A 14612-nucleotide genomic window follows, 5' to 3' on the forward strand; every position below is an offset into this window, starting at 1 on the left:
TCCCGGCCCTCCGGGCGCGCATCCCTTCTATGAGCACGCGCCGGTGTCAAGGGCCTGGAGGAGGGCAAAACCCGCCTCAGGGGCAGTTGTGCGTCTTTCTGCCCCACTGCGATTCAATGGCACCGCCGCACTGCGGGCCGCTTCCCCTCGGGCGCCCGGGGGGACTCCACTCCCCCCGCGGTCCACCTTCTATCCGTGCCGGCCCAGGGCCGGTCACCACATTCTCTATTCGCCGCAAGGCGAGTCTGGGAAGCACGGGGCGAGGGACCCCATCTCACGCTCGGACAGCCAAGCCGCCCCGGGATTGCTCCGGGCCCTCGCACCCGCTCGTGCGGTGCCTTGTGCTACACGTCCCTCGGTTGCCGGGCTACACCGTCTGCTGCCGCGGCCGCGTCTTCAGCACCGCGCCCGCCGGCGGCGTCCCGGTCTGCAGGTACTTCCACAGCTCGATCAGGAGCTTCCGCGCCAGCGCCACGATCCCGATCTTCCGCAGCCGCGGGCTGCCGTGGCCGTATCGCTCCTGGTACCATCGGCTCAGATCACTGTCCGGCTGGTACCGCAGCCATCCCCAGGCGATCTCGATCGCGACCGAGCGCATCCACCGGTTTCCCGCCTTGCAGATCCCCTGCTCCCGCCGGTCCGCCCCGCTCTGGTACGGCGTCGGGGTCAGCCCCGCCAGACCGCCGATCTGCCTCCGGTTCTTGAACCCCCGCCAGGCGAAGAACTCGAGTGAGTACAGCCACGATGCGTTCGGTCCCATCCCCCGCAGCTGAATGAGCTTGCGCGCGCACTCCGAGCCGCTGTCCTTCCCGTTGCGCAGCAGCTCCCGCCGCTGCTTCTCCAGTTCGGCGATCCGCCGCTGCAGCTGCTCCCGCTCCTGCCAGTCCTGCTCCACCCGCGCCTTGAGCCACCGTGGCAGCTCCTTCCCGTTCCACAGCCGCAGCCGCTCCAGCACCCGCGGCAGCTCCACGATTTCCTTCAGCCGCACGCCCACCGTGGCCAGCAGCCCCTTGATCCGGTTCGTCACCGCCGTGCGCGCGCCCTTGGCTGTCTTCAGCGCCCGGTGCAGGTGGCGGCGGTCCTCTTCCTCTTCCGTCGGAACCCGCACCACCCGGAACGCCCGCCGGTCTCCCGACACGTACCGCAGCAGCTGGTTCACCAGCTTCTCCGCGTCCAGCCGGTCCGTCTTCGCCCGCCTCGACCGCCGGCTCACCTCGATCGCGGCCGAGTCCACCACCTGGTTCTTCACTCCGAGCAGCTCCAGCGCCCGGTGGATCCAGAACCCATCCCGTCCCGCCTCGTAGCAGCTCACCACCCGCACGTCCGCCGACAGCTTGAAGCGCGCCTTCGCCGCCGCGATCTCCTTCTTCACCGCTTCCATCTCGCCCGCCGCCACCGTCCGATGACGCGGTGGTTGCCCCAGCGCAGGGCTGAACGCCATCTTCCACTCCGTGGCGCCAAGCTCGAAGCCGATCGCCAGCACCAGCGTGTCCCCGCCCGCCGCGGTTCCCGAGGCCGTCGTGGTTCCCATAAGCTCCTCCTGGTTGAGTGACTTCCTCCAGGTTCAGCTTATCACCACGGCGGCCTCGCTCACATGGAATCTCACGCGGGCGGCGGCGCGAGGGTGGCCCGCCCCCTCGCGTGTCTCCTTCACCATTCAGCCCCGCCGCCGGACGCTCTGGATGCAACTGGCACGGCGGCACGGGTTTAGCGTCGGAGGCGGGTCCGGCTCCGGGCCATCCCGGGCGGAATCCGCCGCGGCGAAGCGCGCCGGAGGCGGGATCCGGGCCACGCGTCGACCATTGCAAGCAAGTGAGGGAAGCATGAAGTACCGCAGTCTGGCGGGAGTGCTGCTTGCCGCGGCGCTGGCCGCGTGCAGCGGCGGCGACGCCACCGGGCCCTCGGGCGGCACCATCAGCGTGCAGCCCAACCCCGTCACGGTGGCCGTGGGCGACACCGTGCGCCTGAACGTCACGGCCTCGGGCGCCGTCACCTTCCGCAGCCTGAACCCCGCGATCGCCACGGTCAGCTCGGCGGGCACCGTCACCGGCGTGTCGGTGGGCGCCACGCAGATCGTGGTCGAGTCCGGCAGCCGCTCCGACACCGTGGCCGTGAACGTGGTGGCCGGCGACGTGGCGCGCACCTTCAACGTGAACACCGACCAGGCCTGCGGCGACCCGCTGCTGGTGGGCTTCCGCACCGCCGCCGTGGGACAGCACGTGATCCTCATGGAGGACACGCGCAACCCCCCGGGCGGCTTCACCTCGGCCGAATACCAGGAGATCGCCAACCGCTTCGACACGCTGGTGTGGCCCACCGACGTGCAGGCGTTCGGCGCGCCCACCGACATCGACAACAACGGCAAGGTCATCGTCCTCTTCACCCGCGCGGTGAACGAGCTGACCCCCGCGAACGTGAACTTCGTCGTGGGCGGCTTCTTCTTCTCGCGCGACCTGTTCCCCCACACCGCCACCACGCAGCTGCAGGGGTGCGAGGGAAGCAACCTGGGCGAGATGTTCTACATGCTGGCGCCGGACCCGCAGGGCACCATCAACGGGAACGAGCGCACCGCCCAGTACGTCAGCAACACCACCATCGGCACGCTGGCGCACGAGCTCCAGCACCTGATCAACTCGTCGCGCCGGCTGTTCGTGAACAACGCGCCCACCTTCGAGGCGGTGTGGCTGGACGAGGGGCTGGCGCACATCGCCGAGGAGCTGAATTTCTACGCGGCCTCGGGGCTGGGGCCGCGGCAGAACATCGGGCAGAGCACGCTGTTCGCCTCGCAGACGCGGGTCGACGCCTTCAACGAGTTCGGCATCGCCAACTTCGGCCGCTTCGGCGAGTACCTGCGCAACCCGCCGCCCAACTCGCCGTACGCCGACAACGACTCGCTGGCCACCCGCGGCGCCGCCTGGAGCCTGCTGCGCTACTCGGCCGACCGGAAGGGCGCGGGCGACCAGCCGTTCTTCAACGCGCTGGTGAACTCGGCCGACAGCGGGCTGGTGAACCTGGGCAAGGTGGTGGGCCCGGAGCTGGGCGCGTACGTGCGCGACTGGCAGGTGGCCAACTACGCCGACGACGCGGTTACCGGCGCCGAGGCGCGCTTCCAGCACCCGAGCTGGAACTTCCGCGACCTGTACTCCAACAAGGCGTTCGGCGGCTACCCGCTGCAGGTGAACGCGCTGGTGTCGGGGAGCACGCGCACGGCCACCATCCGCTCCGGCTCGGCCGCCTACTACCGCTTCGGCGTGGCCTCGGGCGCCACGGCGGACGTGCGCGTCTCGGCCGCGGGGACCACGGTGGCGAACGCGTGCACGCCGGTGACGCTCTCGGTGGGCCAGGCGGTGCAGGTCGACGCCGCGACCACCGCCGCCTTCTGCGTGGCGGGCGGCACGGGGAGCGACTACGTGCTGGTGGTGGGCTACCCCGTGCTGTCGACCGGCAGGACCGCCGCGGTCGCGGTGGTGGGCACCAACGTGACGGCGGTGAGCGGCGGGCCCACGCCCAACCGGCTGCCGGGGATCTCCGGCCCCGCCTTCACCCCGTTCACCGCGGTGGGTGGCGACGGCGGGTTCGAGCTGGCGCTGCGCCGCCGCGAGCGCGCGGAGCTGTCGCCGCTGATCGGCCGCCGCGGAGCCAGCGCGAGCATCGCCGCGGCGGTGGCGCCGACGGGGGTGACGCTGACGCTGATGCGCACGCGGTAACCAGGCGGCATCGTCCAGACAGAAAGCCCCTCCCCGGATCACCGGGAAGGGGCTTCTCTCTTTCGAGGGTAGTGCCGACGTTCGCGTGTCTCCTCATCAACCATCGCGCAGCCCGACATCGTCATGCCTCACGCGGAGACGCGGAGACGCGGAGGTGCAGGGCCCACACCTCCGCGTCTCTCCGCGTCTCCGCGTGAGATTCCGCGATGCCTGGAGCGCGCGGGGAAAGGTCAGGCGGCGCCGGGCGCCATCACCTTCACCATGATGGCCTTCTGCGCGTGCAGGCGGTTCTCGGCCTCGTCGAACACGCGGCTGCGCGGGCCCTCGATCACCGCGTCGGACACCTCCTCGCCGCGGTGCGCGGGAAGGCAGTGCAGGAAGATGGAGCGCTGAGAGGCGCGGCCCATCAGCGCCTCATCCACGATGTAGCCCTGGAAGTCGCGCAGGCGCTTCTGCGACTCTTCCTCCTGCCCCATCGAGGTCCACACATCGGTGTTCACCACGTCGGCGCCCTCCACCGCCTCGCGCGGGTCGTGCGTGACCACGATCTTCGTGGCCGACTGGGCGCGGGCCAGGATCTCCGCGTCGGGCTCGTACCCGGCCGGGAAGGCCAGGCGCAGCTCGAAGCCCAGGCGGTAGGCGGCGTTCAGCCAGGAGTTGGCCATGTTGTTCCCGTCGCCCACCCACGCCACCTTCACCGGCTCCAGCTCCGGCCCGAACTCCTGGCGGATGGTCTGCAGGTCGGCCATGATCTGGCAGGGGTGCAGAAGGTCGGTGAGCCCGTTGATGACCGGGATGGAGCCGTAGCGCGCCAGGTCGTCCACGTCGGACTGCGCGAAGGTGCGGATCATGATCCCGTCCACCATCCGCGACAGCACCCGCGCGGTGTCGGCCAGCGGCTCGCCGCGCCCCAGCTGGATGTCGCGGCTGGAAAGGAAGAGCGCGTGCCCGCCCAGCTGGTACGTGCCCACCTCGAACGACACCCGCGTGCGGGTGGAGCTCTTGGCGAAGATCATGGCCAGCGTGCGGCCCTCCAGCGGCCGGGCCGTGTACTCGCCGCGCTTCATTCGCGCGGCCAGGTCCAGCGTGTCGAGCAGCTCCTCCCGCGAGAAGTCGGGGATGGAGACGAAGTGGCGCACCGGGCGTTCGGGCATGGCAGGACTCGGTCGGGCGTTCAGCGAGGGACGGATCGGGCGGCGGAAGATAGCATCCGTTCCGCGGGCGGACCACACCCGGGGAACACGCCTCGCGCGCGCGAGTACAAGTGCGTTCTCCGCATCAGGTTGTGGCATTCCGGCACGTCCCCCCGCGGACGCGCCCCCCGCGGGGGCGCCTTCCTTTTCGGGACGGCTGTTCCTACACTTGTCGGCGGCACGGCCTGGCAACGGCCGGCCGCGGCGTCCCGGCGGCGCCGCCCCGGACGTTCTCTCCGGTGTCCGCGCACGCAGCGCGGCCCACGCTCCCTCACACATCCCGAGCCCATCATGAAGCGCACCCTCCCGGTCCTCCTCCTGGCCCTGGCCGGGCTGGCGGCCTGCAAGGACGGAACCGGCTCCAGCTCCAGCATCGCCGAGCTGGTGATCGAGCCCAGCACCTATTTCCTGAGCCAGGGCGACACGGTGCGCCTGACGGCGGTGGGGATCGACGACGAGCAGAAGTTCGTGGGCATCACCGGCGCCTCGTACAAGAGCACCAACCCGTCGGTGGCCAGCGTGACCGGCGACGGCAAGGTCACCGCGCTGGCGGTGGGCACCGCGCAGATCGTGGGGAAGGCCGAGGGCCGCGCCGACACGGCCACCATCAACGTGACCGCCACCGCCAACATCCGCACCTTCAACGTGGACGCGGTGGGCATCACCGGGTGCGACCAGCCGGTCTACCACAGCGCGCGCCAGGTGGCCAGCGCCGCGCACGTGCTGATCTACGAGGACACCAACAACCCGGCGGGCGGCTTCACCGCCGCCGAGTACCAGGCGATCGCCAACGAGTTCGATGCCACCATCTACCCCACCGACCTGGCCAACTTCGGCACGCCCACGGACCTGGACGGCAACGGCAAGGTCATCATCCTGTACACCCGCGCGGTGAACGAGCTGACGCCGCCGGGGGCCGGCTTCGTGTACGGCGGCTTCTTCTATCCGCGCGACGCCTTCCCGCGCACGCCCACCACCGAGCTGGACGCCTGCCCCACCAGCAACGTGTCGGAGATGTTCTACCTGCTCTCGGCGGACCCCTCGGGGAGCATCAACGGGCACGTGCGCAGCAAGGACTACGTCCGCGAGAATACGCTGACCACCACCGCGCACGAGCTGCAGCACCTGATCAACTACTCGCGCCGCCTGTACGTGAACAAGGTTCGCGAGGACGAGGAGGTGTGGCTGGACGAGGGGCTGTCGCACATCGCCGAGGAGCTGGCCTACTACGCCGAGAGCGGCCACGCGCCGCGGCAGAACATCGACCGCGCGCAGATCTTCGCGTCCACGCAGCAGACCAGCCTGTTCGAGGAGTTCCAGGGGCAGAACCTGGGGCGCTACGAGACGTACCTGCGCGACCCGTCGTCGAACTCGCCGTACGCCAACAACGACGAGCTGGAAACGCGCGGCGCCACCTGGAACTTCCTGCGCTACGCCGCCGACCGCCGCAACGGCAACGACGCCGCGCTCTGGTTCGCGCTGGCCAACGGCACCAGCGTGGGGCTGAACAACCTGTCCAACGCGCTGGGCACCGACCCCGTGGCCCTGGCGCGCGACTGGGCGGTGTCGGTGTACACCGACGACGCGGGGATTCCCGTGGCGCCGCAGTTCACGCAGCCCAGCTGGAACTTCCGCGACATCTTCCGCGCCACCACCGGGGGCGTGTACCCGCTGCGGGTGCTCGCGCTGGCGAACGGGGCCAATAACGTGTCGGTGAAGTCCGGCTCGGCGGCGTACTACAAGTTCGCGGTGGCGCCCGGGCAGCAGGCCGACGTGCGCGTGGCGCAGTCGGGGACCACCGTGGGCGGGGCCTGCACGGTGCTGAACCTGGCGGTGGGCCAGGTGCAGCAGGTGGTGATGAGCGGCGGGGTGGCGCTCTGCCCCACCGGCGGCGCGGCGGGGGCCGAGTACGTGGTCATCCCCTTCTACGGCTCGGCCACGCAGGATGCCACCATCTCGCTGACGCTGACGGCGCAGAGCGTGGGCACGGCAGTGGGTCCGCCGAACCCCAGCAAGTCGCTGGATCTGTCGGCGAGCGGCGTGTCGCCGTTCCCGCTCGACCGGATGTCCCTTCCGCAGGGCGGCGGGTTGGACCTGCAGATGCGGCTGCGCGGCCAGCGCCTGATGCAGACGCTCGCCGGCGGCCGCAAGGGCCCGCGCATGGCCGTCAACGGAGTCGACGGCCCCGGCGGCGTGACGGTGAACATCGTCCGCACCAAGTAGTTCGCTCGCCTGCAGGGAGATGGAACGAAGCCCCCGCCGTCGATCTCGACGGCGGGGGCTTTTTCGTGGCGGCAGGTCCGGGTTCAGTAGGTGAGCCCCGGATCGGGGGGAATCAGCGGCCCGGAGCAGTCGCGGCAAGCGTACTGGTACACGTCGATCGTGGCCTCGGCGGACACTCCGTCGACCGACGCCCGGATGACGGCGGTGCCCGCGGCCTTGGCCGTGATCTTCCCCGTCTGGTCCACCGTGGCGACGGAGGCGTTCGAGCTCGTCCAGGTGACCGGCTTGGAGATGAAGTTGCCGGCCGCGTCCTTCACGGTGGCCGTGATCTGGTACGTTCCCCCGATGCTTCCCACGATCCGGCTGACGCTCAGCGTGACGCTGGCCGCAAGCGGGCCGGCCGGGTTCACCGTGATCGTGGCTACGGCGTTGCGCCCCAGGAAGCTGGTGCGGATCACGGTGGTGCCGGCGCTCTTCCCCGCCACCACCACGTTGATGCCCGGGCCGTTCGCGCCACCCGCGGCAACGGTGGCGATGGCGGGGTTGTCGCTCGTGAACACCGGCTGGCTGGGCCAGTCGCCCGAGGGGATCTTCTGCAGCGTGGGCTCGTACGCCTCGAAGTACAGCGTGGTGGAGGAGCCCGCGGTTACCGTGGCGTGGTCGGTCAGGAACAGGTTCGCCGGCGCGATGGTCACGGAGACGGGATACGTGGCATCGCCGATCTCCCCGATGAAGGTGGCCGAGGTCTGCGACGCATCCTTCGCCTGCACCGTGGGCTGCTGCCCGCCCGATACGATGAGCACGGGCCCGGTCTGCGCGCGGAAGTTGGTGATGCAGGTGGTGATGTCGCGCACCCGGTACTTCTGCCCCGCGACGAGCGACGCCGACGCGCTGGAGCCGTCGGACACGCGCGTCCACGCGAGGCTGGGAGAGCAGCTGGCCGACTCCAGATCGGCCGGGTTGGAGATGACGGCCGCGGGGCCGCGGGCGGAGCGCTGCGGGAGGGTGGAGTCGCCGCCGCAGCCGGCCGCCCAGGGAAGGGCGAGGAGGGCGAGCGCCGCGGAGGCGCGGCGGGCGAGGATGCTGCGTGTCTGCATGGGGACCCGGATCGGGTGGGGGGTGTGGTGCGCCGGACTTCGGCGCCGCCAGCCCGGCGGTGCTCCGCTGGGCCTGCGCCGAACGTAAACGAGGCCCGCGAATCCGGTTCAACCGCTTCCCGCCACCCGCGGGACAAAGCTGTGTCTGCGGGACAAACCCATGTTTTTCGAGCCCGCGCGACGGCGCGTTCCACCCCTCGCGGGAGACGGAGAGTGCGCCACGGAAGTGCATCCCACCCAAGCCTCTACGCACTCCCGCACTCCCGCACTTCTTTTCTACATCCCCACGTACTTCAGCCCGCTGCCGGTGTTGAAGAGGACGACGGTGTCGCTCTCGCGGATGGCGCCTGCAGTGCGCAGGCGCTGGGCGGCGGCGGCGGTGGCGGCGCCCTCGGGCGCGCAGAAGATGCCGGTGTCGGCGCCCACCACGGGCGTCCAGCGGCGCATCTCCTCGTCGGGCACGGCCACGGCGGCGCCGCCGGACTCGCGGATGGCCCGCAGCATCAGGAAGTCGCCCACGGCGCGGGGAACGCGCAGGCCGGAGGCGTAGGTGTGCGCGTCTTCCCACGGCGCGGCCTCGTCCGTCCCCTGCTCCCAGGCGCGGACGATGGGGGCGCACCCGGCCGCCTGCACCGAGATCATCCGCGGGCGCGCCGCGCCGATCCACCCCATCGCCTCCATCTCCGCGAACGCCTTCCACATCCCCACCAGCCCGGTGCCGCCGCCCGTGGGGTAGACGATGACGTCGGGAAGGGTCCACCCCAGCTGCTCGGCCACCTCGTACCCCATCGTCTTCTTCCCCTCGGCGCGGTACGGCTCCTTCAGCGTCGACAGGTCGAACCAGCCGTGCTCGCGCGCGCCGGCGGCCACCCGCACCGCGCAGTCGGTGATCAGGCCGTCGATCAGCTCCACGTCGGCGCCCAGCGCGCGCATCTCCTCCACGATGGGCGCCGGCGTGTCGCGCGGGACCACCACGTGCGCGCCCATCCCCGCCGCGGCGGCGTAGGCGGCGGTGGCGCTCCCCGCGTTCCCGGCGCTGGGGAGCGCCACCTCCGTGATCCCCAGCTCCTTCGCGCGCGACACGGCCAGGCACAGCCCGCGCGCCTTGAACGACGCGGTGGGGTTCTGCCCCTCGTCCTTGATCATCAGCCGCGCCACGCCCAGGCGGTCCGCCAGCCGGGGCGCGTCCACCAGCGGCGTCCACCCCTCGCCCAGGCGCACGGCGTTCGCGGGGTCGCGCACGGGCAGGAGCTCGTGGTAGCGCCACAGGTCGGCGCTGCGGCAGGCGAGCTCCTCGCGCGTCACGCGCGCGGCGATGGCGGGCAGGTCGTAGCGCGCGTACAGCGGCTTCTCGCAGCAGGGCGACAGCCGGTGCGGCGTCTCGCTCTCGTAGCGCGCGCCGCAGCGGGTGCACTCCAGGTGCGTGGCGCCGCCGAAGTTCTGGATGTCGGTCATCGGTCCGGAAGACGGGTGGAAGATGCGGATGGCGATGAACATCGTTCCCGGCCGCGCCGATGACAACGCCACCCCACGATCTCGATCACCGCACCCGTGTCCCCAATCGGTCGCTGCCCGGCGGAAAGCGCCGCGGACAACGGATCGGTGGGGAGCCCGTTCCGGCTTGGCCGCGCGCGAGCCAAGCGATGCCGGCAGGGTCGCCGGCACTCGCAAACTGGTGTGCTGCATCTGGCGCCAAGGTGGCGTAAACCCAGCAATCATGCGGTTCCCCAGCAGTTCCGCGGGTTGACCCGGGGACGTGGAGAAGCTATCCTTCCATCGGATTTCAATTGCGCTCCCTTCAACATACCCGGCACATGCTGACCTACGTCTCGGGTAACCTCTTCGAGGCCCCCGTCCAGACGCTCGTAAACGCGGTAAACACCGTGGGAGTGATGGGGAAGGGCATCGCCCTGACCTTCAGGGAGATCTTTCCGGAGATGTTCCGGGAATATCGCGCCGTCTGCGAGCGGGGCGATCTCCGGGTGGGCGGGCTTCACCTGTGGAGAGGGCCCACGCGGTACGTGCTGAACTTTCCCACCAAGGAGCACTGGCGTAACCCTTCCAGGCTGGAGTACATCGAAGCGGGGCTCAGGGCCTTCGTGAACATGTACGAGCGGGCCGGGATCCATTCCATCGCCTTTCCCCCGCTGGGATGCGGGAACGGCGAACTGGAATTTGCCGCCGTGCGCCCGCTGATGGAGCGGTACCTGGCGCCTCTCCCGATCACCGTGCTGATGTACGCCCCCGTGCCGCGCCGTGCGGTGGCCGAGCACCGGCAGCCGCGCGCCATCGCGGAGTGGCTGCGCTCCGCCCCGGCCGAGCTGCCGTTCGAGGAGGTGTGGGCGGATCTCACGGAGATGTTTCGCGTCCGTGTTGCGGTCGAAACGCCTTCGAAGGCAGGGCAGTTCGAAGTCCAGGTGGCCGACAGCGGGATTGCCGGGCTGCGGATCTGGATGTCGGGCCGGCGCACCACGGTGGTGCCGAAGGAGCAGCTCGCCGAAGCCTGGAAGCAGCTCCGGGACTTCGGGATCCTGACCGCGCGCCGGCTTCCGGTGGGACTGGAGAAGATCGGCTCGTATGTGCTGGGAATCCTGGCGCTGCTTCCGTATGTGCAGCTGGTGCCGCTGGGAACCGATTACCAGATGCTCGGGGGCTCTCCGATGACCGGCCTGCAGCTCGCCCCCGCCGTCGGGAGCAGCGAGCCGCAGCGGGAGCTCGCGTTCGGCTGATTCCATGCCCGAAGCACCGGATGCGCGGGATATCCGTTCGTTCCTGAAAGAGCTGTCGGAGCAGAAGTGGCTGGGCCGGCAACGCCGAGACTGGCCGCTTCACCTCTACCACTTCAGCGACGTCCGCAACGTAGCCTCGATCCTCCGCAGCGGCCGCGTGTACAGCCGGCGGCGAGCGGAGGAGCTCGGGCTGCACGACGTGGAGATCGCCAGCCTGGACATCATCGAGGGGAGCCCGTGGGCTCACGGCCTGGCGCGGCTCTACTTCCGTCCGGTCACCCCGACCCAGTACCACAACGAAGGAATCCGGCCGCCCGAGCACCGGTCCAAGCACAGCCACTGCCCGGTGCCCGTCTTCCTGATCTTCGATGCCGCGGAGATGCTGACCCGTGGCGATGCGCAGATCACCGACGGAAACCTGGCGCGCCAGCGTTACCGGATCGGAAGTGGCGCCGCGTTCCTTCGCCGGCTGAACTTCCGCGCGATCTACCACGACGAGCCGTACCCCGCTTCGATGTCGCGCGGCGAGCGCGACGAGATCACGCGTGCACGGTGCGCCGAAGTCGTGTTTCCCGGCGAGGTGGATCTGTCCGCGCTTCGCGAGGTGGTGTGCCGCACGCCCGCGGAGCGCACCACCCTGCTCACGCTCCTGGGACCGGAAAACAGGCAGTGGGCGCCGCGCGTGCGGATCCAGCAGCCGGGTGAGCGGATCTTCTACCGGGACTGGACGTTCGTACGTGACGTGAGCCTGACCGACCGCGGGGTAAGGCTCTCGATCCAGTTCGGAAGCGGCGAGCATACGGTGGAAGCCAACAGCCGGTACCCCTCCGGGCAGCGCCAGAGCTGGCGCTGGGAGCCGGTCACCGTCGCGGGGCGCAAGGACCTCGATCTGGCGGTTCCTCCGGAGGTAACGCGTGTGTTCGTGGAGTTGAAGATCGCGGGTTGCCTTGCGTACCAGGGCTATCTTTCCCGGCAGTCGCTCTACTGACGCGGCGCGGATCCGTGCGAGAACGGCCCCGGAGCGATCCGGGGCCGTTCGGCGTGACGGGACGATGTGCTCCGCGCCCCACCCCCCGCGTCCCACCCGTTCGGGCGGTTGCCGCGAAGCGCCGCACGGGAATAAATTTCACGTTCGCGCTTCGGACGAATCGAGGGAAAGATGAACGGCGGATTGCTGGAGGTGGACGAAGAAGGGAGTGTGCCGGCCCGGGCCGCGTGGCCCTGGGCCGTTTTCACCGGCGCCCTGGTCGCCGGAATCGTCCTGTTCTTCGTCTATCCACCACGCTGAAACGGCGGCCGACGACGGCCGCGGAGACATAGAGAATGAGCATCGCAGAAAACGCAGGCGCGGTGAAGGTCACGCTTCCCGACGGCTCGCAGCGCGAGCTGCCGCGGGGCGCCACGGTGCTGAGCGTGGCCGAGGCCATCGGCCCGCGGCTGGCGAAGGCCGCGCTGGCGGCCCGGGTCGACGGCCAGGTCGTGGACCTCACGCGCCCCATCGAGCACGACGCGAAGGTCGAGATCCTCACGGAGAAGAACCCCGAGGCGCTGGACGTGCTGCGCCACTCGGCCGCGCACGTGCTGGCCACGGCCGTGCGCAAGGTGCGCCCCGAGGCCCGCATCGGCTTCGGGCCCTCCATCGCCGACGGCTTCTACTACGACTTCGAGGTCGACCGCCCCTTCACGCCCGAGGACCTGCAGCAGATCGAGCGGGAGATGGAGGCGGTGGCGAAGGACGACGAGTCGTTCGAGCGCCGCGTGGTGAGCCGCGACGAGGCGCGCGAGATCTTCGCCGACGACCCGCTGAAGCTGGAGCGGCTGGAGGAGCTGGGGCCGGACGAGACGATCACGATCTACCGCAACGGCCCCTTCACGGACCTCTGCCGCGGCCCGCACGTGCCCAGCACGGGGCGATTGAAGCACTTCCGCCTGCTGAACACGGCCGGCGCGTACTGGCGCGGCGACGAGAAGCGCCAGATGCTGCAGCGCATCTACGGCACGGCCTGGTTCACGAAGGAAGACCTGGAGCAGTACATCCACCGGCTGGAGGAAGCGCGCAAGCGCGACCACCGCAAGCTGGGGCGCGAGCTCGACCTCTTCCAGTTCCACCCCGTCTCCCCCGGCGCCGCGTTCTGGACGCCCAGGGGGACGACGCTGTACAACACGCTGGTGGAGTTCGTGCGCGAGCGGCAGCTGCGCGACTTCGAGGAGATCAAGACGCCGCTGCTGTACAACAAGGCGCTGTGGGAGCAGTCCGGCCACTGGGGAAAGTACCGCGAGAACATGTTCCTGGTGCTCGACGCCGAGTCGGGCGAGCACGACATCTCGCTGAAGCCGATGAACTGCCCCTCGCACTTCATCTACTACGGCTCGGAGAAGCACTCGTACCGCGAGCTGCCGCTGCGCTACGTGACGTTCGACGTGCTGCACCGCAACGAGCTGTCGGGCGCGCTCTCGGGGCTCACGCGGGTGCGGCAGTTCCAGCAGGACGACTGCCACGTCTTCATGCGCGAGGACCAGATCACCGAGGAGGTGCGGTTCCTCCTGGGGTTCATCCTGGGCTACTACGAGACGTTCGGGCTCACGGCCACGCTGAAGTTCGCCACGCGCCCCGAGCAGCGCATCGGCAGCGACGAGATGTGGGACCGCGCCGAGGCCGGCCTGCGCGCCGCGCTCGAGGCCACGGGGATGCCGTACGAGCTGAAGGAGGGCGACGGCGCCTTCTACGGCCCCAAGATCGACTTCGACGTGACCGACTCGATCGGGCGCGCGTGGCAGCTGGGCACGATCCAGCTGGACTACAGCAACCCCGAGCGCTTCGACCTGACGTACGTGGGGGAAGACAACCTGCCGCACCGGCCGGTGGTCATCCACCGCGCGGTCAGCGGCTCGTTCGAGCGCTTCATCGCCATCCTGATCGAGCACTTCGCGGGCGCCTTCCCGGTGTGGCTGGCGCCGGTGCAGGTGGTGGTGATCCCGATCAGCGACGACCAGGCCGGGGTGGCGCGCCAGTACGGGGCGGAGCTCAGGGAGATGGGGATCCGCGTGCGCGTGGACGACCGCAACGAGACGCTGAACTACCGCATCCGCGAGGCGGAGACGCAGAAGGTGCCGTACATGGCCGTGATCGGCGGGCGCGAGGCCGAGGGCGGCACGGCGGCGGTGCGGGTGCGCGGCGCCGGCCGCAAGCAGGAGGTGCTGGACCGCCGCGCGTTGGCCGACCGGATCCTGGAGCAGGTGCGCTCGCGCACCTTGCAGGTGGGCTTCGAGGCGGCGGAAGCCGCGGAGTAGTCGCCGGCGGGTAGACGCGGACGAGCCCCTCTCCCCGGAGCATCGGGGGGAGGGGCTCGTCGGCTTCGGCACCCGCCAATGAATTGGCGGGCAACAAAAGCACAAAGTCCCTGCGGGACTGCGGCCGCGGCCTCGTGGCGGGCGGGCGAGCGCCGGGCGTGGCCTTGGCACCCGCCAATGAATTGGCGGGCAACAAAAGCACAAAGTCCCTGCGGGACTGCGGCCGCGGCTTCGTGGCGGGCGGGCGAGCGCCGGGCGTGGCCTTGGCACCCGCCAATGAATTGGCGGGCAGCAAAAGCACAAAGTCCCTGCGGGACTGCGGCCGCGGCCTCGTGGCGGGCCTGCATGCGCTGGAGCGGCCGCGCCGATGCA

The 14612-nt window shown here is 70.2% G+C and carries 10 protein-coding genes; 6 read left to right on the plus strand and 4 right to left on the minus strand.

Annotated features, from left to right (window positions below; all coding sequences use genetic code 11):
• Positions 1-367: 367 nt before the first annotated feature.
• Positions 368-1531 carry an IS110 family transposase gene (locus VLK66_RS00005; RefSeq protein ID WP_325306814.1) on the minus strand — a complete coding sequence of 388 codons (1164 nt, stop codon included), beginning with the start codon at positions 1529-1531 and terminating at the stop codon, positions 368-370.
• Positions 1532-1823: 292 nt separating this feature from the next.
• On the opposite strand from VLK66_RS00005, the gene VLK66_RS00010 reads away from it, so the two are divergent.
• On the plus strand, positions 1824-3707 hold the full coding sequence (locus tag VLK66_RS00010) for an Ig-like domain-containing protein (protein WP_325306815.1): 1884 nt from the start codon (positions 1824-1826) through the stop codon (positions 3705-3707).
• Between the two features lie 230 nt (positions 3708-3937).
• On the opposite strand, the gene argF is transcribed toward VLK66_RS00010, so the two are convergent.
• Entirely contained in the window at positions 3938-4861 is a 924-nt protein-coding gene (gene argF / locus VLK66_RS00015) for an ornithine carbamoyltransferase (protein WP_325306816.1), read from the minus strand.
• A gap of 330 nt (positions 4862-5191) precedes the next feature.
• On the opposite strand from argF, the gene VLK66_RS00020 reads away from it, so the two are divergent.
• Complete coding sequence (locus VLK66_RS00020) at positions 5192-7123, plus strand: hypothetical protein (protein ID WP_325306817.1); 1932 nt, start codon at positions 5192-5194, stop codon at positions 7121-7123.
• Positions 7124-7206: 83 nt separating this feature from the next.
• On the opposite strand, the gene VLK66_RS00025 is transcribed toward VLK66_RS00020, so the two are convergent.
• A complete protein-coding gene (locus VLK66_RS00025) occupies positions 7207-8220 on the minus strand; it encodes an Ig-like domain-containing protein (protein WP_325306818.1) in 1014 nt (337 codons plus the stop codon).
• A 276-nt stretch (positions 8221-8496) separates the two neighbouring features.
• Positions 8497-9747, minus strand: coding sequence for a threonine synthase (locus VLK66_RS00030; RefSeq protein ID WP_325306823.1), 1251 nt, complete (start codon positions 9745-9747; stop codon positions 8497-8499).
• A 287-nt stretch (positions 9748-10034) separates the two neighbouring features.
• Between VLK66_RS00030 and VLK66_RS00035 the strand changes: the two genes are divergently transcribed.
• The 4 genes from VLK66_RS00035 (at position 10035) to thrS (ending at position 14240) form a co-directional block, all read left to right on the plus strand.
• On the plus strand, positions 10035-10949 hold the full coding sequence (locus VLK66_RS00035; RefSeq protein WP_325306832.1) for a macro domain-containing protein: 915 nt from the start codon (positions 10035-10037) through the stop codon (positions 10947-10949).
• Between the two features lie 4 nt (positions 10950-10953).
• Positions 10954-11937 carry a DarT ssDNA thymidine ADP-ribosyltransferase family protein gene (locus VLK66_RS00040; protein WP_325306837.1) on the plus strand — a complete coding sequence of 328 codons (984 nt, stop codon included), beginning with the start codon at positions 10954-10956 and terminating at the stop codon, positions 11935-11937.
• A 171-nt stretch (positions 11938-12108) separates the two neighbouring features.
• Entirely contained in the window at positions 12109-12237 is a 129-nt protein-coding gene (locus tag VLK66_RS00045) for a hypothetical protein (RefSeq protein ID WP_325306838.1), read from the plus strand.
• Positions 12238-12272: 35 nt separating this feature from the next.
• Entirely contained in the window at positions 12273-14240 is a 1968-nt protein-coding gene (gene thrS / locus VLK66_RS00050) for a threonine--tRNA ligase (RefSeq protein ID WP_325306842.1), read from the plus strand.
• The last annotated feature ends 372 nt before the right edge of the window (positions 14241-14612 follow it).

Origin of the sequence: Longimicrobium sp., assembly GCF_035474595.1 — a bacterium.
Taxonomy (GTDB): domain Bacteria; phylum Gemmatimonadota; class Gemmatimonadetes; order Longimicrobiales; family Longimicrobiaceae; genus Longimicrobium.

Excerpts from the sequence above, each read along its gene's own strand:
- VLK66_RS00005 (WP_325306814.1), bottom strand. The coding sequence starts at position 1,531 with ATGGGAACCACGACGGCCTCGGGAACCGCGGCGGGCGGGGACACGCTG.
- VLK66_RS00010 (WP_325306815.1), top strand. The coding sequence starts at position 1,824 with ATGAAGTACCGCAGTCTGGCGGGAGTGCTGCTTGCCGCGGCGCTGGCC.
- argF (WP_325306816.1), bottom strand. The coding sequence starts at position 4,861 with ATGCCCGAACGCCCGGTGCGCCACTTCGTCTCCATCCCCGACTTCTCG.
- VLK66_RS00020 (WP_325306817.1), top strand. The coding sequence starts at position 5,192 with ATGAAGCGCACCCTCCCGGTCCTCCTCCTGGCCCTGGCCGGGCTGGCG.
- VLK66_RS00025 (WP_325306818.1), bottom strand. The coding sequence starts at position 8,220 with ATGCAGACACGCAGCATCCTCGCCCGCCGCGCCTCCGCGGCGCTCGCC.
- VLK66_RS00035 (WP_325306832.1), top strand. The coding sequence starts at position 10,035 with ATGCTGACCTACGTCTCGGGTAACCTCTTCGAGGCCCCCGTCCAGACG.
- VLK66_RS00040 (WP_325306837.1), top strand. The coding sequence starts at position 10,954 with ATGCCCGAAGCACCGGATGCGCGGGATATCCGTTCGTTCCTGAAAGAG.
- VLK66_RS00045 (WP_325306838.1), top strand. The coding sequence starts at position 12,109 with ATGAACGGCGGATTGCTGGAGGTGGACGAAGAAGGGAGTGTGCCGGCC.
- thrS (WP_325306842.1), top strand. The coding sequence starts at position 12,273 with ATGAGCATCGCAGAAAACGCAGGCGCGGTGAAGGTCACGCTTCCCGAC.